At 50.7% G+C, this 19,168-nt stretch carries 17 protein-coding genes; 6 read left to right on the top strand and 11 right to left on the bottom strand.

Features of this window, described 5'->3' with window-relative positions; all coding sequences use genetic code 11:
* Positions 1-110 precede the first annotated feature (110 nt).
* The 3 genes from rsuA to ACJHWK_RS00330 all read left to right on the top strand — a co-directional run bounded on the left by rsuA (position 111) and on the right by ACJHWK_RS00330 (position 2,701).
* A complete protein-coding gene (gene rsuA / locus ACJHWK_RS00340; protein ID WP_001234850.1) occupies positions 111-806 on the top strand; it encodes a 16S rRNA pseudouridine(516) synthase RsuA in 696 nt (231 codons plus the stop codon).
* Between the two features lie 27 nt (positions 807-833).
* The gene (gene bcr / locus ACJHWK_RS00335) at positions 834-2,024 is read left to right on the top strand and encodes a multidrug efflux MFS transporter Bcr (protein WP_001595981.1); all 1,191 of its coding nucleotides are present in this window, start codon (positions 834-836) and stop codon (positions 2,022-2,024) included.
* Positions 2,025-2,356: 332 nt separating this feature from the next.
* Positions 2,357-2,701 carry a YejG family protein gene (locus ACJHWK_RS00330; protein WP_000202798.1) on the top strand — a complete coding sequence of 115 codons (345 nt, stop codon included), beginning with the start codon at positions 2,357-2,359 and terminating at the stop codon, positions 2,699-2,701.
* Between the two features lie 3 nt (positions 2,702-2,704).
* On the opposite strand, the gene yejF is transcribed toward ACJHWK_RS00330, so the two are convergent.
* The 10 genes from yejF to yeiP all read right to left on the bottom strand — a co-directional run bounded on the left by yejF (position 2,705) and on the right by yeiP (position 15,144).
* Positions 2,705-4,294, bottom strand: a complete 1,590-nt coding sequence (gene yejF / locus ACJHWK_RS00325; RefSeq protein WP_000194914.1) for a microcin C ABC transporter ATP-binding protein YejF — start codon at positions 4,292-4,294, stop codon at positions 2,705-2,707.
* A gap of 1 nt (position 4,295) precedes the next feature.
* Positions 4,296-5,321: an ABC transporter permease gene (locus tag ACJHWK_RS00320; protein ID WP_000088901.1), complete on the bottom strand. Its 1,026-nt coding sequence runs from the start codon at positions 5,319-5,321 to the stop codon at positions 4,296-4,298.
* Complete coding sequence (locus tag ACJHWK_RS00315) at positions 5,321-6,415, bottom strand: microcin C ABC transporter permease YejB (protein ID WP_087902965.1); 1,095 nt, start codon at positions 6,413-6,415, stop codon at positions 5,321-5,323. The genes ACJHWK_RS00320 and ACJHWK_RS00315 overlap by 1 nt, the downstream gene beginning before the upstream one ends.
* Positions 6,416-8,230, bottom strand: coding sequence for an extracellular solute-binding protein (locus ACJHWK_RS00310; protein ID WP_001316494.1), 1,815 nt, complete (start codon positions 8,228-8,230; stop codon positions 6,416-6,418).
* Between the two features lie 81 nt (positions 8,231-8,311).
* Complete coding sequence (locus ACJHWK_RS00305) at positions 8,312-9,868, bottom strand: cyclic di-GMP phosphodiesterase (protein ID WP_000470599.1); 1,557 nt, start codon at positions 9,866-9,868, stop codon at positions 8,312-8,314.
* 180 nt (positions 9,869-10,048) lie between these two features.
* The gene (gene mepS, locus ACJHWK_RS00300) at positions 10,049-10,615 is read right to left on the bottom strand and encodes a bifunctional murein DD-endopeptidase/murein LD-carboxypeptidase (protein ID WP_000241011.1); all 567 of its coding nucleotides are present in this window, start codon (positions 10,613-10,615) and stop codon (positions 10,049-10,051) included.
* A 411-nt stretch (positions 10,616-11,026) separates the two neighbouring features.
* On the bottom strand, positions 11,027-11,740 hold the full coding sequence (lpxT, locus tag ACJHWK_RS00295) for a Kdo(2)-lipid A phosphotransferase (RefSeq protein WP_001297918.1): 714 nt from the start codon (positions 11,738-11,740) through the stop codon (positions 11,027-11,029).
* A 38-nt stretch (positions 11,741-11,778) separates the two neighbouring features.
* On the bottom strand, positions 11,779-12,765 hold the full coding sequence (yeiR, locus tag ACJHWK_RS00290; RefSeq protein ID WP_001520865.1) for a zinc-binding GTPase YeiR: 987 nt from the start codon (positions 12,763-12,765) through the stop codon (positions 11,779-11,781).
* A gap of 117 nt (positions 12,766-12,882) precedes the next feature.
* A complete protein-coding gene (locus ACJHWK_RS00285; protein ID WP_001520864.1) occupies positions 12,883-14,349 on the bottom strand; it encodes a mannitol dehydrogenase family protein in 1,467 nt (488 codons plus the stop codon).
* A 222-nt stretch (positions 14,350-14,571) separates the two neighbouring features.
* The gene (yeiP, locus tag ACJHWK_RS00280; RefSeq protein ID WP_001136827.1) at positions 14,572-15,144 is read right to left on the bottom strand and encodes an elongation factor P-like protein YeiP; all 573 of its coding nucleotides are present in this window, start codon (positions 15,142-15,144) and stop codon (positions 14,572-14,574) included.
* A gap of 154 nt (positions 15,145-15,298) precedes the next feature.
* On the opposite strand from yeiP, the gene ACJHWK_RS00275 reads away from it, so the two are divergent.
* Positions 15,299-15,553 carry a YkgJ family cysteine cluster protein gene (locus ACJHWK_RS00275; RefSeq protein WP_000389030.1) on the top strand — a complete coding sequence of 85 codons (255 nt, stop codon included), beginning with the start codon at positions 15,299-15,301 and terminating at the stop codon, positions 15,551-15,553.
* Here ACJHWK_RS00275 and setB read toward each other — a convergent pair.
* Positions 15,550-16,731 (bottom strand): sugar efflux transporter SetB, encoded by a 1,182-nt coding sequence (gene setB / locus ACJHWK_RS00270; protein WP_000551977.1) that lies wholly within the window; start codon positions 16,729-16,731, stop codon positions 15,550-15,552. The genes ACJHWK_RS00275 and setB overlap by 4 nt on opposite strands.
* Positions 16,732-17,098: 367 nt before the next feature.
* Here setB and fruB point away from each other — a divergent pair, with 367 nt between their 5' ends.
* Both fruB and fruK read left to right on the top strand, forming a co-directional pair.
* Complete coding sequence (fruB, locus tag ACJHWK_RS00265; RefSeq protein WP_001520863.1) at positions 17,099-18,229, top strand: fused PTS fructose transporter subunit IIA/HPr protein; 1,131 nt, start codon at positions 17,099-17,101, stop codon at positions 18,227-18,229.
* Positions 18,229-19,167, top strand: a complete 939-nt coding sequence (gene fruK, locus ACJHWK_RS00260; protein ID WP_000091263.1) for a 1-phosphofructokinase — start codon at positions 18,229-18,231, stop codon at positions 19,165-19,167. Before fruB ends, fruK begins: the two co-directional genes overlap by 1 nt.
* The last annotated feature ends 1 nt before the right edge of the window (position 19,168 follow it).

Raw genomic sequence — 19,168 nt, 5'->3', positions numbered from 1 at the left:
CGGATCTTTTTCCCTTGAGGGAAGTTATTAGACCGCTATACTGGGCAGACAACAGTTCAGATTTTCGGGTAATTACCCGACCTCCGTTTTTTACAGGCAAAATCACACACATGCGACTTGATAAATTTATCGCACAGCAACTCGGCGTTAGCCGTGCTATTGCCGGGCGTGAAATCCGCGGCAATCGTGTCACGGTCGATGGCGAAATCGTCCGTAATGCAGCGTTCAAACTGCTCCCTGAACATGATGTCGCTTACGATGGCAACCCGCTGGCGCAGCAACACGGTCCACGTTACTTCATGCTCAATAAGCCTCAGGGCTATGTTTGCTCCACGGACGACCCGGATCACCCAACGGTGCTCTATTTTCTGGATGAACCGGTAGCGTGGAAACTGCACGCCGCAGGGCGTCTGGATATCGATACCACCGGTCTGGTACTAATGACAGATGATGGTCAGTGGTCGCACCGCATTACTTCCCCGCGCCATCATTGCGAGAAGACCTATCTGGTGACGCTGGAATCACCCGTAGCTGACGATACGGCAGAGCAATTTGCTAAAGGCGTGCAGCTGCATAACGAAAAAGATCTCACTAAGCCGGCGGTGCTGGAAGTGATTACCCCAACGCAGGTTCGTCTGACCATCAGCGAAGGGCGTTATCATCAGGTGAAACGTATGTTCGCCGCCGTGGGTAACCATGTGGTTGAGCTGCATCGTGAACGTATTGGCGGCATTACGCTGGATGCTGATTTAGCCCCCGGTGAATATCGTCCGTTAACTGAAGAAGAAATTGCCAGCGTCGTCTAACTTTTCAATGACTTTCAGGAGCCCGTTGTGACCACCCGACAGCATTCGTCGTTTGCTATTGTTTTTATCCTTGGCCTGCTGGCCATGTTGATGCCGCTGTCGATTGATATGTATCTGCCTGCGCTACCGGTAATTTCAGCTCAGTTTGGCGTACCGGCGGGCAGTACGCAGATGACCCTCAGTACTTATATTCTGGGCTTTGCGTTGGGGCAGTTAATCTACGGGCCGATGGCAGACAGCTTCGGGCGTAAGCCGGTGGTTCTTGGCGGTACGCTGGTGTTTGCCGCCGCCGCGGTGGCGTGTGCGTTGGCACAAACTATCGAGCAGCTGATTGTGATGCGTTTCTTCCACGGACTGGCGGCTGCTGCGGCCAGCGTGGTTATCAACGCTTTAATGCGTGATATCTACCCGAAAGAAGAGTTCTCGCGGATGATGTCGTTTGTCATGCTGGTGACGACCATTGCACCGCTGATGGCACCGATAGTTGGCGGCTGGGTACTGGTGTGGCTGAGCTGGCATTACATCTTCTGGATCCTCGCCGTGGCGGCGATTCTGGCTTCGGCAATGATCTTCTTTCTGATCAAAGAAACCTTACCACCGGAGCGTCGCCAGCCTTTTCACATTCGTACCACTATTGGTAACTTTGCGGCGCTGTTCCGTCATAAGCGTGTCCTGAGTTATATGCTGGCCAGCGGTTTCAGCTTTGCCGGGATGTTCTCGTTCCTGAGCGCCGGACCGTTTGTCTATATTGAAATTAACCACGTCGCGCCGGAAAACTTTGGTTATTACTTTGCGCTAAACATTGTTTTCCTGTTCGTGATGACCATCTTTAACAGCCGCTTCGTCCGCCGAATTGGCGCGTTAAATATGTTCCGCTCGGGGTTGTGGATACAGTTTATTATGGCGGCGTGGATGGTCATCAGTGCGCTGCTGGGGCTGGGATTCTGGTCGCTGGTGGTTGGCGTTGCGGCGTTTGTGGGCTGCGTGTCGATGGTGTCATCTAATGCGATGGCGGTCATTCTTGATGAGTTTCCCCATATGGCGGGAACGGCATCTTCGCTGGCAGGAACCTTCCGTTTCGGCATAGGGGCAATTGTTGGCGCATTACTTTCTCTTGCGACCTTTAACTCTGCATGGCCGATGATTTGGTCAATTGCATTCTGCGCAACCAGCTCCATTCTCTTCTGTCTGTACGCCAGTCGGCCGAAAAAACGGTGATCTATTGCACAACGAGGAAGCTAAAAGGCTTCCTTTGTTGATGCATGTCAACCACAAATCCATCATTCCCCCGATATATGTTTATTTTATGTAAAATCAATTTATGTAAAAAGTCACATCATTGTAGTTAAAAAGGTTGAGTTAGATCGCAGAAACGGGTACATATAGCCCCGCAAACGTGACCACGCCCGCAGATATTATTTAAATCAGAGCCATAGAGGCCACGCTGGCGAGGCATCAATCTTTACGATCTGTATAAAGACGGATTGTTGATGATGTGTTAAAATTTATGTAAACAAATTGTGAGGTAAATGTGCTTCCGGGGAAAATAAGTGACTTCATTACAACTCTCAATCGTCCATCGACTGCCGCAGAACTATCGCTGGTCTGCTGGTTTCGCAGGTTCGAAGGTTGAACCGATTCCGCAAAATGGACCGTGCGGTGACAACAGCCTGGTGGCGCTTAAATTGCTTAGCCCGGATGGTGATAATGCATGGTCGGTGATGTACAAACTCAGCCAGGCGTTAAGCGACATCGAAGTTCCATGTTCGGTACTGGAGTGTGAAGGTGAGCCGTGCCTGTTTGTAAATCGCCAGGACGAGTTTGCTGCAACATGCCGATTGAAAAATTTTGGTGTGGCAATTGCCGAACCCTTCTCAAACTACAATCCTTTTTAAGCGTCAGCTCAACGCCAGTAGCTGACGCGTATACTCCTGCTGCGGTGCGGCAAACACGCGCGCGCACGGTCCTTGTTCCACTACTTCCCCTTGTCGCAGTACGATAACCTGATGACATAACGCGCGGACAACGTGCAAATCGTGACTGATAAACAAATAGGCCAGTTGATGCTTTTGTTGCAATGATTTCAATAGCGTCAATATTTGCGCCTGTACCGTTTTGTCGAGCGATGATGTTGGTTCATCAAGAATGATCAGCGAGGGCTTAAGAATTAACGCCCTGGCAATCGCAATACGTTGCCGCTGACCACCAGAGAACTCCGCCGGATAACGGTGGCGTGTTTCAGGATCTAATCCCACTTCATGCATCACGGCTATCACTTGTTGTTCGCGTTGTGCGGCAGAAAGCGTCGGCTGGTGAACCCGTAAGCCTTCCTCAATAATCTGCAAAACGTTGAGTCGTGGGTTGAGCGAGGAGTTTGGATCCTGAAATACCACCTGAATGCGATGACGAATAGGTAACAGCTGGCGACGATTTAAATTTTGCAGTGGCTGACCGTCAAAGATAATGCTGCCCTGAGAGTTAATCAGTCGCAGCAGCGCCAGTCCCGTCGTGCTTTTCCCGGAACCTGACTCGCCTACTAAACCCAGTGTTTCACCCGCTCGTAGCGTAAAACTGATGTTTTTCACCACCACATTATGATCCACAATGCGCTTCAAAATCCCTTTGCGAATGGGGAAGGCAACCTGAAGCTGTTCAACATCCAGCAACGTTGAGGCAGGTTCTGGCAATGGTACCGGGTCGCCTGACGGTTCACTGTTGAGTAGCTTTTGTGTGTAAGGATGAGTGGGTGAGGCAAATAGCGTAGCGGCGTTATTTTGCTCGACACAGCGACCGTTTTGCATTACCGCCACGCGATGGGCCAGTTTTCTGACAATGCTGAGGTTATGAGTAATAAACAGCATACCCATATTCAGCTCGCCTTGCAGTTCGCGCAACAGCTGTAAAATTTGCGCCTGAACAGAGACGTCCAGTGCGGTGGTTGGTTCATCGGCAATTAATAATTCCGGTCGCGTTAACAGCGCCATCGCAATCATCACCCGCTGGCGTTCGCCGCCGGAGAGCTGATGCGGATAATCTGTCAGCCGTTTTGCCGCCTGGCGGATACCGACGCGATCAAGGCAGTTAAGAATTTCGCCACGAGCCGCTTCCCGACGCATCCCGCGGTGGAGTGAAAGCACTTCATAAAGCTGTTTTTCCAGGGTATGCAATGGATTTAATGACACCATCGGCTCCTGAAAAATCATGGCGATCTTATTACCGCGTACACCGCGCAACGTTTGATCGCTGGCATGAAGCAGCGATTCGCCATGAAAACGAATATCGCCGGAGAGATATTCAACCGGCGGGGAAGGGAGCAGGCGTAAAATTGACAGCGCGGTAACGCTTTTGCCTGAACCTGACTCACCCACCAGCGCCAGCGTTTCGCCAGCCTCAATCTGAAGTGAAACATCATTGACTACTGTACGTACGGTTTGCTGATGGCGAAAACCCACCGACAAATTTTCAATCGCTAACAGAGTTTGCGTCATGCTACACCGCCTTATTAGGATCAAATGCGTCGCGGACGGCTTCACCAATAAAGATCAGCAAAGACAACAATATCGCCACCGACAAGAAGGCGGTGATCCCAAGCCACGGGGCCTGAAGGTTATTTTTCCCTTGTAACAGCAGTTCGCCGAGTGACGGTGAACCGAGCGGCAGACCGAAGCCGAGGAAATCGAGTGAGGTCAGGGTGGTGATCGAACTACATAAAATAAACGGTAAAAAGGTGAGGGTAGCGACCATGGCATTTGGCAACATATGACGCAGGATGATACTGCGATCGCTGACGCCAAGCGCCTGCGCCGCGCGGATGTAGTCGAAATTACGGGTACGTAAAAACTCCGCCCGCACCACGCCGACCAGACTCATCCAGCCAAACAAGACGGTAATTGCCAACAGCCACCAGAAGTTAGGCTGTACGACGCTGGAAAGTAAAATAATCAAAAACAGCGTCGGCATCCCCGACCATACTTCAATAAAACGTTGCCCCCAGAGATCGACTTTACCGCCGTAATAGCCTTGTAGCGCCCCCGCCAGCACGCCCATCACGCTGGAGCAGAGGGTCAGCATCAGGCCAAACAGAACTGAGATCCGCGTGCCATAGAGAATACGTGCCAGCACATCGCCGCCATTGGCATCCGTTCCCAGCCAGTTTTGCCGGGAGGGTGGGGAGGGGAAGGGCTTGTCGGTAGAAAAGTTGATACTGGTAGCGCCAAAGCGAATCGGTGCCCATAGTACCCAGCCTTTATCTTCCAACCGCTGTTTCAGCCACGGGTCCTGATAATCAGCCTGGCTTGCCAGCGGGCCGCCAAAATCGCTTTCGCTGTAGTTTTTCAACAACGGGAAATACCAACTGCCGTCATAACGTACCAGCAACGGTTTATCGTTGGCGATCAGTTCAGAACACAAACTCAAACCAAACAAAACGAGGAAAATCCATAACGACCAGTAGCCGCGACGGTTATGACGAAAACGCGCCCAACGGGCCTGATTGACGGGGCTGAGTCGCGACATTAACGTCCCTCAAAATCTATACGCGGATCGACCAGCGTATAGCTGATATCACTGACAATATTCAGCAGCAGGCCAATCAGGGTGAAAATATACAAGGTACCAAACATTACAGGATAATCGCGCGAGACGGTCGCTTCGTAGCCCAGTAAGCCAAGACCATTGAGTGAAAACATCACCTCAATCAGCAGCGAGCCGGTAAAAAACATGCTGATAAACGTCGCCGGAAAACCGGCAATCACCAGCAGCATGGCGTTGCGGAACACATGTTTCCAGAGAATATTTTTTTCACTTACCCCTTTCGCACGGGCGGTCACCACGTATTGCTTGCGCACTTCATCAAGGAATGAGTTTTTTGTCAGCATGGTCAGCGCCGCAAAGCCGCCAATCACTGTCGCCAGCACCGGCAGCATGATATGCCACAGATAATCGGTGATTTTCTGATACCACGGCAGCGAATCAAAGTTAGCGGAAACCAGGCCGCGCAGAGGGAACAGGTCGAAATAGCTGCCGCCCGCGAAGAAGACAATCAGCAGGATGGCAAACAAAAAGGCTGGAATGGCGTAGCCGATGATGATAAATGCACTACTCCAGACGTCAAAGCGGCTACCATTATAAACAGCTTTGCGAATGCCTAACGGAATCGACACCAGATAGATAATCAGCGTGCTCCATAATCCGAGGGTGATGGAAACCGGCAGACTATCTTTAATCAGCGTCAGTACCGAGGCGCTGCGAAAAAGGCTGTCGCCAAAATCAAAGCGGATGTAGTCCCAGAGCATTTTGAAGTAACGTTCGTGGATCGGCTTATCGAAACCGTAGCGATGAGTGATCTCGGCGATCACTTCTGGATCTAATCCGCGTCCGCCACGGTAATTACTGTCGCTGATATTGCCGACGCCCGTTTGCGCATGGCTGGCGCGAACACCTTCACCGCCTGCGCCGGGTAATACTCCGGCATTACCAAACTCAATGGCGGCGATAGCCTGGTCGACCGGACCGCCAGGCGCAATTTGCACGATGAAAAAGTTGATAGTGATAATCGCCCATAACGTTGGGATCACCAGCAACAGACGGCGAATCAGATAAGCGCCCATCTACTCTCCCTGTTGTCTGGCTGACGGCAGTTTGGCCGCTTTATTAACGTCATACCACCAGGTATCGATACCCAGGCTGTAAACAGGGCGCACTGCGGGTTGAGAGAATTTATCCCACCAGGCGAGACGGTCTTCCGCCATATACCACATTGGCAGCATGTAATAATTCCACGTTAATACGCGATCCAGTGCTCGCCCCAACGGCAGTAATTTTTCTTTATTTCCCTGCGCGGCAATAATTTGGTTGATCAGCGAGTCGATAACCGGGCTTTGCACGCCGGGGGCATTATAAGTGGAATTGATATATTCCGATGACCAGGAAATCTGTAAATCGGAACTGGGCCACGGCATCGCCCGCCATACGCGCGGCATCATGTCATAGTCGCGACTGCGCATGCGGTTGGTGATTTGCGAGTTATCCACTTTGCGAATGTCCATGTTGATACCCAGCCGTTGCAGGCTGTGCTGGAACGGCAATACCCACTGACTATTGCTGCTCGAAGGTAGCAATAACTCAAAGCTGAGCGGCTGACCCGTTGTGGCATTTACGCGTTGCTGACCCTTCAGCACCCAGCCCGCTTCGTTGAGAAGTTTGTCGGCTTTTAACAGGTTGTCACGATCGTAGCCATCGCCTTTGGATACCGGCGGCTGGTAGATTTGCGTGAAGACTTCTGGCGGTAGATCTTTTTTCATTGGTGCCAGAAGCACCAGCTCCGCGGCGTCGGGGTAATTTCTGGCCGCGTATTCGGTATTCTGAAAATAACTGTTCGTGCGACTCCAGGCATTGTAAAACAACGCTTTGTTCATCCATTCAAAGTCAAAGGCGAGAGTGATCGCTTCCCGCACCCGGCGATCGCTGAATACCGGACGTTGGATATTAAACGCCAGCCAGCGCGTATCCTGGGCTGATTCGTTCTTTTGCTCATCTTTGATGATGTATTTCTTATCGAAATTTTTACCGGTATAGCGCGTGGCCCAGTTTTTGGCGTCGTTTTCCATACGCAAATCAAAGGCACCGGCTTTAAACGCTTCAAAGGCGACATTATCATCGAGGTAATAATCGTAGCGAATGGTGTCGAAATTCCAGCGTCCACGGTTTACCGGTAAGTTTGCTGCCCAGTAATCTTTCACGCGGGAATAGACAATATTTTGCCCCATTTTCCAAGACGTAATTCGGTACGGACCACTGGCAAGCGGAGGCGTGGCGAGCGGGTCGCTAAGTTTGTGATTCTTCCAGTACTTTTCTGGAAACACCGGCAGCGAAAACAGACTCAGCATATCTTCTTTGCCGGGTTTAGCTAACTCAATGCGCACGGTTAACGGCGCAATGGCTTTGACGGTGGTGCCTTTGTAGACCAGACGAAATTGCGGCACGCCTTCGGTCATAAATTTTTGAAAAGTAAACTCTACATCGCGGGCAGTAATGGGCGAACCATCATGAAAACGGGCGAGCGGATTAATAGCGACCTCCACCCAGGAATAATCGTCAGCATAGCGTGCACTTTCAGCAATCAGCGGGTAATAACTGCCTGGTTCGTCATCGGAAGTCGTAAATAGCGTGTCGTACAGCTGCTCGGTGCGTGCGCCCGGGTTGCCGCGCAGTGCATAGCGGTTGAAATTATCGAAGGTGCCGAGGGCTGACAACGTTATCTGCCCCCCTTTTGGCGCGGCGGGGTTCACATAATCAAAATGGTTGAAATTAAAGGCGTACCGGGGTTCGCCCAGCACGGCAAAGGCATAGCTTTCCTTGATAGCCTGCGCCTGCGCACCAAAGGTGAACAGAGCGATAAACAGCAGCAGTATGCGCACAATCATCTGCAACGGATTTCCTTTTACTCATCATTAGCCGCAATCCGGCATGCTTTCTCTATGAATAATAAGGGACGTAAGCACACCTTACCACTGCGGCGTATACGGTTTCTTCAGCCAGCGAACAAAATCGTCCAGCGGTAACGGGCGACTAATCCAGTAGCCTTGCATGAAATTAACGCCGCGTTCGCTTAGCCATCGCGCCTGTTCCGGCGTTTCGACCCCTTCAGCAACCGTCAGCATATTGAGGCGTTTCGCCAGCGTCAGCACCGCGTCAAGTACAGGTGAAGTGATCGTTTCCGTACCGATGGCGTTGATAAATCCACGGTCAATTTTCAGATAATCGAGCGTAAAACGCTCAAGGTAGATAAGCGCGCTGTGCCCGGTACCGAAGTCATCAATAGCAATTTCTACGCCGACCGAGTGTAGCCAGGCAAAGAGTTGCGTGGCTTCTTGCTCTTTCAGCATATCGCGCTCGGTAATTTCCAGCACAATCTGGAAATGGTGTGCGGGCAGGGAAGTGAGCAGTTTCTGGATATCTGCTTTAAAGCTTTCGCTGTGCAGATGGTCCGGCGCAATGTTAATGCCAAATTTGACGCCTACCGGCAGTACTTTTTCTAATTCTGCGGCATCGCGGGCAATCAACTCAAACAGGTGCTGAGTCAGTGGCACAATCATCTTTTGCGATTCGGCAAAGTTAATGAAGGCATCCGGGGGTATTTCTCCCGCGACAGGATGCCGCCAGCGTAGCAGTACTTCCAGGCCCGTTACTCGCAAAGATTGTGTATCCACCACCGGTTGATAGGCCACGTAAAATTGTTCGCGCTTGATGGCGGTCATGATTTCTCTGCCGGGGCGCATACGTACACTCATCAGGTAATAGCAGAGCAGGCCAACGACAGTTCCACTCATGCCGCCCAGTAAAAATGCGTACCACACATCGTTCCATGTCCAGTCATCCGCATAAAGCCGAACGGTCAGAGGAATGCCCGCAATTTTAGTTTCACGGACCGGCATGTCGGTTAATTCATTAACATTCATCAAACGTGACGAAAAGGTAGATAGCGCAGTATTACCAATAATGAGGGCGACACCATCGTAATCTTCCTGCCGTGAGCTATAGAAGAGTGAAGGCGTCAGATTGAGATTCAGCGCGGCAAACACGCCACTATTTTTCAACAACGGGTTGCGATACCAAATGACGATTGCGGGTTTGTTCGGCACCATCGGCGTGCCGGGTAAGATCGCCATATCGACGTTTTTATTAATGTCGAGCGCCGGAATCAATTCATTGAGTGGAATGTCCATCTCACCGGTCGCAGATGAACAGAATGTTTTTTTATCTTTCACCAGCACAAACGTACGGACATTCATGCTAAACGCCGCGCGGGCGGTCAGTTCGGGGTTAGCCTGCTGGCAGGTATCTAAGGTCAGCGGCTGAAGCCGGTCAGTAGTGGATTTCAGGTCGGCAAAATAGGTATCGAGATACTTTTGTACGTCGGTAATCAGTGTGTCGTATTTGACTTCGTGCTTATGCCAGGCCACTAAAAACTGAAGGCAGCTCACCAGTATCGCAATCATCACGCCTGCAACAATGCAGGTAAGCAGGAGCTTACGTCCAGAATTGGGAGCGCGTATGAACATGATTCCGTTAATTTCCTGAAATTACGACAACATTTAAAAGATAACAATGACCGGACTATAGCCTGGATCAAGACGCGGAAACATCATTTTCTCTGATGAATGAAAACAAAAAAGCACTGCCTAAGCAGTGCTTTCAGTTAACTCGTCAGGATAGCCAAGGGATTGCATCCAAACGGTTTATTAGCTGCGGCTGAGAACCCGGCGTGCTTCGTTGTAACGCTTCTTCCAGTACGGTTCATTCATGCTGGAAATAATAACACCACTGCTGGTGGAAGCATGGACAAACTGATTGTTGCCGATATAAATACCGACATGGCGTCCCGTTGAACCGGCACGGAACAGAACTAAATCACCCGTACGCAAATTACTGCGGGAAACAGATTTACCCATTTCCTGCTGTTCGTAAGTCGAACGCGGAAGTTCTAAGCCAAATTGCTCACGGAATGTACGCTGTACGAAACCAGAACAATCGATACCTTTTTTAGTGCTGCCGCCCAGACGATAGCGTACGCCTTTCCAGTCAGCATACTGATCCATAATTCGCGATTTTACGTCGACATTACGAACCAGGTTTTCAAATTCATCCTGAGAAGCTTGCAGTGATGATGTTTCACTACCCACTGCACGTGTCTCAGGATGCATATTCTTTGCGGTGTTATTTGCACTACATGCAGAAAGCAGAACCGCTACTGCAATCGCGGGGATCCCGCGCAAGATATATCTCAAAATCGGTTGAGATTTGACCATGTTGTTTGTTTTCCCTTGAAGTCCTTAACGACAAATATCGTTATAAAAAAATGCCAAGCGACACGAGACTAATTACCTGGGCATGTTGAAACAATTCCTTAAGGCCAAATCTGTGGACTAACGCACAAAATTATATGCTGTGAGGATAATCTACCGCCGAGGCAAAACGAGTTCGAGATTACCCGATTGGTGCGGTCTTGGCGAGCGGTTTTACATGATTTTTTATAAGAAAAAGTGATACAGAAAGTTAATAAGCGGGATTGGTCAATTAAAGTACGATTGAGTGAAACGCATGCAATCCATTCATTTACTTAGAGAATGATTTTTGCGCGCGATGGATGAAAGCACGGTGCGCATCATCAGGATTATCCTCACTATAAAAATAACCCTGATGATGTTAATTACTGTGAGTTATTTGTTTTGGAAATGTTTGTTTTTTCCCGGTAGTGATTTGTCAAAAAAGGTGATTAATCGATCACTTAATGGTGTCAGCAACACCCAGGGCAAACCGATCAATATCACGGTCATCGAACCTACAATGATGTCAGTAAACCAGTGTGCGCCAATCATTACTCTGGGAAACGCAAAAACCACAAAAATAATAAGGGCGATAAGGCCTGCAACTTTGCCGAAATAACGCCACATGAATGCCGAAAAAATAAGCAGCATCATGCCGTGATCGCCGGGAAAGCTATCTCGTGAGGCATCTTTCGTGGGAACAGAGAGCAGTTCGCTGACGCGGTTAATATTGGTAAAAGTCAATGTTGGGCTGGCCCGTTTTACAGGAATTAATGCCTGACCCAGCTGGTTTAATACCACTGCAGTTAATAGCATGACCAGACCAATAATCACGATACGTCGTCTGCCAGGGGCGTTTTCTTTCAGCCAGAAACTCAGCATCAACATTCCCATCGCCAGCAGAGAACAACCGTCGAAAGCGCGATTGTTGGTCAATGCAACCAGCCACAAAAAGGCCTTACTTTCGACCAGTTTCTGATTAAAGAAATAAAAAATATCCGCATCAATCGGCAACCAGAATCCATGATTAACGGGAATATACCAGGAAAGAAACAGCGCGAGGCCGACAATATTCAACAACACTATTTGCGGCAAATTTTTAATCATATTTTCTCTAATTATCTTACTGAAAAACGCAGGCAACCTTACGCGGTAGTCGCTAAACGAAGCTTCAACAGCGCGCTCTGCAAGGCATTCCAGTCAGCTTCGCTGCTGGAAATCAGCTCAATACGGCTGTCCGGTGGCGCAATGTTTTGCGTTTCAATGTGCAGGTCATCGCCCTGACGGTTGATTCGCACCAGCCCTTCGGGAATACGCAGCACGCCTTTGACGCGTTCTACCGATGCAAGTCGCGCCCATTCCAGAATGCCAATGGTGTCGAATACCGTATCAGCGTCGAATATCCAGCCGCAGGCCTGATATCCTTGCCCGCTGTTCAGACTGCGACGCCAGCGTTGATGCTCTGGCAGGCTTAACGCTGCTAACCCTTTTTTCACGCTATGATGATGAGAATGTGCGGCGCTGGCGGGCAACTCGGCTAAATTGCGACGCGGCAAATCCAGAAGATGACCGTCAATTTTCCCATGCTCGCTGTGAATTAATTGCCGATCGCCACCATTTTGCTGCCACCAGCGCTGTAGCGCTTGCTCACTTTCGGGCGTCGCACGGTCGGATTTATTGGCGACAATAATGTCTGCGGCAGCCAGCTGGTCACGGAAGTTTTCATTGCTGGCGCTTTTTTCGTCCAGCAGCAGGCGTGGATCGAGAATGCACAACGTGGCGCGCAGATCTATCCACGGTTCATACACGGGCGCGGTTAAGAGATCTAGGATCTGTTTCGGATGACCCAGTCCGGTCGGCTCTATCAACAAGCGGTCTGGTTTTCCCTGACGCAGTAAGGTATTCAACCCTACCTGCATGGGTAAACCATTAACGCAGCACATGCAGCCGCCGGGGATCTCTTTCAGCAATGCGCCGCTATCGGCGAGCAAAGCACCATCAATTCCGACTTCCCCAAATTCATTAACCAGTACCGCCCATCTTTCGTTGGGATCTTTATGGGCTAACAGATGAAGAATCGACGTAGTTTTCCCGCTGCCGAGAAAACCGGTGATGAGGTTGGTCCTGGTCACAACGGCTCCGCAATACTCTTAAAAGTTAACTGAGCGTTAATCCTGGCTAAAAAAGGCAGAAAAGAGAAGGGGGGAGCGGACGAAGGCGAGCTTCATCCGCTTTAACCGCAGAAATCGTTAAATTTTGAGGGTGTTTAATAGCGCCTGATGCGCGCCGAATTGTGCGATTTGTTGCCAGGCTTGTTCGATAGCCTGCACAAAATGCGGGTTATCTGGCAGATCATCACCGAAAACTTCACGCAGGGAAAGCAGGGCGGTTACGCGTTGTTCACTGCTACTGCCCGCAACAAGTTCGCGAATTTTATCGCTAAGCGGATCGCGAACATCAATGGCATTTCCGGCATCATCAACGCCGCTGACGTAACGCATCCAGCCTGCAACGCCTAATGCCAGCAACGACCAGTCCGTTTCGCGCCCCAGATGTATGCGAATACCTGCCAGCATACGTTGCGGTAATTTCTGGCTGCCATCCATCGCGATTTGCCAGGTCTTATGTTTCAGCGCCGGATTAGCAAAACGTGCAATTAACTTATCCGCATATTGTGTTAAATCGACATCTTTAATTCGCAATGTTGGCGCTTGCTCATCCAGCATTAATGTTCTGGCGGCATGGCGAAATGCGCGATCCTGCATGCAATCACTGATATGGGCGAATCCTGAGAGGTAACCCAGATAAGCGAGAAAAGAGTGGCTGCCATTAAGCATACGCAGTTTCATCTCTTCCCATGGCAGGACATCATTCACCATTTGTACACCTGCGACTTCCCAGGCAGGACGCCCAGCGACGAAGTTATCTTCCACCACCCACTGGATAAACGGTTCGCAGCTAATCGCGCAGGGATCATTCACCCCCAGATGCTGGCTGATTTCCGCCAGTGATTCGTCGGTTGCTGCCGGAACAATACGGTCGACCATGGTTCCCGGAAAACTGACGTGTTCTTTTATCCACCCGGCGAGTTCTGGTGAACGTTTTTCCGCCATCCCCAGCACCGCGTTTTTCACCACATGGCCATTGTCGGGAATATTGTCGCAGGAGAGTACGGTAAACGGTGCAAGGCCGCGTTCACGGCGTCGTTTCAGTGCTTCGACGAGAATACCCGGCGCGGAGTGAGGTTCTTCAGGGTTTTGTAGATCGTGAATAATCCGCGGATTGCTGGTGTCGAGTGCACCGGTGGCCGGGTCAATACAATAGCCTTTTTCGGTAATCGTCAGGGAAACAATTGCCACCTGTGGCTCGCAAAATTTCTCAATAATTGCCGCTAAGGAATCCAGTTTTGCATTAAGGCATTCGTGAACGGCACCGACAATTATCGCCTGATTGCCGTCCGCCCCTTTCTCCAGCACGGTATATAAATGGTTCTGTGCGCGGAGCTGGCTCATCAGTTGATCACCGCTGAACAAGCTGATTTCACAGATCCCCCAGTCGCTGCCCTGGGCATTCAGCACACGATCGGTCAGTAACGCCTGATGTGCGCGGTGAAAGGCTCCAAAGCCAAAATGAACGATACGTGATTGCAACTGCTGGCGATCGTAGCGTGGAGCGTGTACATGATGCGGGAGCGTAACGGAGGCGATTGTATTCATAGGAGTCACGTCTTAGTAACGATTAATTAACAATGACAGTGTAAAGTTATATGACAGCAATTGAAATTGGTCTGGATTGTTAATGCGATGAAGTGTGAGGGCGATCAATCAACGAGTGAAAATTGAGGACGTAAGGTGTTCAGGAAGCGCAAAATAGAAGATTGGTATAATAAATTAAAAAAGGGACAGCCTGAGCTATCCCTTTTCTGCATGCGGCTGAAGTTAGTCAGCACGACCCATATAACGGCGTTCTTCGATATGGATACGAATTTTTTCGCCCGGGCTTAAGTATTCTGGTACCTGAATCACCAGACCAGTGCTCAATGTCGCCGGTTTGTTACGGGCGCTGGCAGATGCCCCTTTGATGCCTGGTGCGGTTTCAACGATTTCCAGATCAACGGTCTGCGGCAGCTCAAGCGCCAACAGTTGACCGTCCCAGGTCAGCACCTGCATGTCCGGCATGCCGCCTTCTGGCATAAACAGCAACTCTTCTTCAATCTGATCTTTGGTGAAGGTATACGGGGTATAGTCTTCTTTATCCATAAAGACATATTCGTTACCATCGACATAGGAGAAGTCAACGTAACGGCGGGTCAGCGTCACGGTGTCAACGATGTCATCACCTTTGAAACGCTCTTCTACTTTCAGCCCGGTACGGACATCAGAAAAACGCATTTTGTACAGCGTAGCGGCACCGCGGGCAGTGGGCGACTGAATATCAATATCCTTAACCAGCAGCAGTTTGCCGTTGTAATTCAGTACCATACCTTTTTTAATTTCGTTCGCTCTTGGCATCGAAAAATTCCTGTAGTCGAAAATGTCAAAAATATCGCGACAAAGTACTCGCGACGGGCCTTTCGGGCAAGTGGTATTCGCACTTTTGCTGGTGCAAAAAAGGTGGTACTGTGCGCGCTCATCAATCCGGTGGTTAACCTTAAGAGAACAACGTATGGAATGCCGTCCGGGTTGCGGGGCGTGTTGCACTGCCCCTTCAATTTCCAGCCCTATTCCCGGTATGCCAGATGGCAAGCCCGCCAATACGCCCTGCATTCAGCTTGATGAACAGCAACGCTGTAAAATTTTCACCTCGCCACTGCGACCGAAAGTCTGTGCAGGCTTACAAGCCAGCGCTGAAATGTGCGGTAACTCGCGTCAGCAGGCGATGACCTGGCTTATCGATCTGGAAATGCTGACCGCGCCTTAAACATCTTTAATCCGCAGTAAGCAAAACAGAGTGGCGATAATCATCACCATCGCAAACCAGAACACAGCGTGATAATTCCAGATCTCGGCGACGATGCCCGCCACTGATCCTGCGATGATCCAGCCCACGCGCGACGTGTTGGTATAGAGCGTGGTGGCTGAACCCGCCTGACCGGGCATCAGATCCTGAAAATAGAGCATCCCGATGCCGCCCAGAATGCCAATAAAAATAGCATTTAGCAGCTGCAAGCCCAACAGAATGACAGGTGAATGCGCCATCAGCATTCCTGCGTAAAAACAGACGCCACCCACGGCAGCAACGCGCATTAAGAAACGCTTACCCAGACGTTTGGCGAAATATCCGGCAATCAACATCGTCGGGATTTCCAGCCCGGCGGCGGTCCCCATCATCACACCGGCCAGTTTCTCGGGAAGATGCAGTTCGTTGATAATAAATAGCGGCATGTTGATGATGTACAGGCTGTTCGAGCCCCACATCAATGTACAAATGACAAACAGCAGTAGCGTATCGCGACGGTTACGGCGCGGCGCTTCAACCGTGCCGGTCGCCAGCGGAAGCTCTTTTTGCATCGACGGTAAAAACAGCCACACCATCACGCCGCAAACAATAAACGCTACCGCTGCGCTCAGATACATTACCGTAAAGCTGAAACCCATCGCTAACGCATAAGCCAGCGGTGGGCCAATGACCCATGCCAGTGAAACCTGAGCGCGTAAAAAAGAGCTGAACATCACCGCCTCACGTCCGGTTTTGTCGGCATGTTCACGGGCAAGGGCAAACATTTGCGGGTTAGCGGTCGAGCCAAAGCTGCTAAGAAAGACGCCAACGAATAGCAAAACAAAGTAGTTGCGATTCCAGGCAAAAAGGGTGCAGGCCAGCACGCCTAACAGGCAGCAAAAGACAATCAGCGATTTGCGATCGCCGCGCTTATCAGAGCGCCCGGCGAGAAACTGACTTACCAGAATCCCAATGACAGCGCTGCCGGTAAAGAAGAATCCCACCATCGCCGGACGGGCATGTACTTCATCGGTAAGAAAAATACTGAGTGTCGGGGTTTGCAGAGCGCCCGCAATACCGGTGAGAAAGGCAACGATTAAAAACGCCGTCGAGGTCAGGTCAAACGATTTCGCGCTGGAGACTGCGGGGGAGTTATGCATGCTGGTCGATCACTGGAAGAGGAAGACGCGGAGTTTACGCTGCTTGTCAGAAAATAAACAGACAGCGAAATCAAAAGCGCCACGAATAATCAAAATGCCATTTCACTGTTGCTGATTGGCTGCTGACGCTGCTGAAATGAAATTGCTGATAACGGATTTTCCCATCAGCAATTAGGAAAAATGGCAAAAAATTGTGCAGCACATCAAACTTTTGCTCATAACTTTACGGCTTTCCTTGCGTGCTGAAACAGAAGTATTATGCTTTCTTGAAACGTTTCAGCGCGATCTTGTCTTTAACCCTAAGCCAGGTTGGCGCTTTTTTTCTCATAGAAGCTGAATCGTTTCAATTCAGCAAGAGAGGAGAACTATGTTCCAGTTATCCGTACAGGACATCCATCCGGGCGAAAAGGCCGGAGACAAAGAAGAGGCGATTCGCCAGGTCGCTGCGGCGCTGGTGCAGGCCGGTAATGTAGCTGAAGGCTACGTCAATGGCATGCTGGCGCGCGAACAGCAAACCTCTACGTTCCTCGGCAATGGTATTGCTATTCCACACGGCACTACCGACACCCGCGATCAGGTGCTGAAAACCGGCGTTCAGGTATTTCAGTTCCCGGAAGGCGTCACCTGGGGTGACGGCCAGGTAGCGTACGTGGCGATCGGTATTGCTGCCAGCTCGGATGAACATCTGGGCCTGCTACGCCAGCTGACCCACGTACTGAGCGATGATTCCGTTGCTGAACAACTGAAGTCAGCAACAACAGCAGAAGAACTTCGCGCATTGCTGATGGGCGAAAAGCAGAGTGAGCAGCTGAAGCTCGACAACGAAATGCTGACGCTGGATATCGTCGCCAGCGATCTGCTGACTCTTCAGGCGCTGAACGCTGCACGTCTGAAAGAAGCGGGGGCAGTTAACGCCACTTTCGTCACCAAAGCCATCAATGAACAACCGCTGAACCTCGGACAGGGTATCTGGCTGAGCGATAGCGCCGAAGGCAATCTGCGTAGCGCGATTGCGGTAAGCCGTGCGGCAAATGCTTTTGATGTGGACGGCGAAACGGCAGCCATGCTGGTGAGTGTGGCGATGAATGACGATCAGCCCATTGCGGTTCTTAAGCGTCTCGCCGATTTGTTGCTCGATAATAAAGCTGACCGCTTGCTGAAAGCGGATGCGGCAACGTTGCTGGCGCTGCTGACCAGCGATGATGCGCCGACCGACGATGTGTTAAGCGCGGAGTTTGTGGTGCGCAATGAACACGGCCTGCATGCTCGTCCAGGTACCATGCTGGTCAATACCATTAAACAATTTAACAGTGATATTACCGTGACAAACCTTGATGGCACCGGCAAACCGGCAAACGGACGTAGTCTGATGAAAGTTGTGGCACTTGGCGTTAAGAAAGGTCATCGCCTACGCTTTACCGCCCAGGGTGCAGATGCTGAACAGGCGCTGAAAGCCATTGGCGACGCTATCGCTGCTGGTCTTGGGGAGGGCGCATAATGAGCAGACGTGTTGCTACTATCACCCTTAATCCGGCTTATGACCTTGTTGGTTTCTGCCCGGAAATTGAACGCGGCGAAGTGAACCTGGTGAAAACCACCGGTCTGCATGCGGCGGGTAAAGGCATCAACGTGGCCAAAGTATTAAAAGACCTGGGAATTGATGTCACCGTTGGCGGCTTCCTCGGTAAAGACAATCAGGATGGTTTTCAGCAACTGTTCAGCGAGCTGGGCATTGCCAACCGTTTCCAGGTTGTACAGGGGCGCACCCGAATTAACGTTAAGCTGACGGAAAAAGACGGCGAAGTGACCGACTTCAACTTCTCGGGTTTTGAAGTCACCCCCGCCGACTGGGAACGCTTTGTGACTGATTCTCTGAGCTGGCTCGGTCAGTTCGATATGGTCTGTGTCAGCGGAAGCTTACCGTCAGGCGTCAGCCCGGAAGCGTTCACCGACTGGATGACTCGCCTGCGTAGTCAGTGTCCTTGCATTATCTTTGATAGTAGCCGTGAAGCGTTAGTAGCAGGTTTGAAAGCGGCACCGTGGCTGGTGAAACCTAACCGCCGCGAGCTGGAAATCTGGGCAGGCCGTAAACTGCCTGAAATGAAAGATGTGATTGAAGCTGCACATGCGCTGCGTGAACAAGGTATTGCGCATGTTGTTATTTCACTGGGTGCCGAAGGCGCGCTTTGGGTTAATGCCTCCGGCGAATGGATCGCCAAACCACCGTCAGTCGATGTCGTAAGCACCGTTGGCGCAGGGGATTCTATGGTTGGTGGCCTGATTTATGGCTTGCTGATGCGTGAATCCAGTGAACACACACTGCGTCTGGCGACAGCTGTTGCAGCCCTGGCGGTAAGTCAAAGCAATGTGGGTATTACCGATCGTCCGCAGTTGGCCGCAATGATGGCGCGCGTCGACTTACAACCTTTTAACTGAC

The sequence above is a fragment of the Escherichia sp. WS547 genome (assembly GCF_046486065.1).
GTDB lineage: Bacteria > Pseudomonadota > Gammaproteobacteria > Enterobacterales > Enterobacteriaceae > Escherichia > Escherichia coli.
This window is presented reverse-complemented; position numbering and strand designations above follow the sequence as displayed.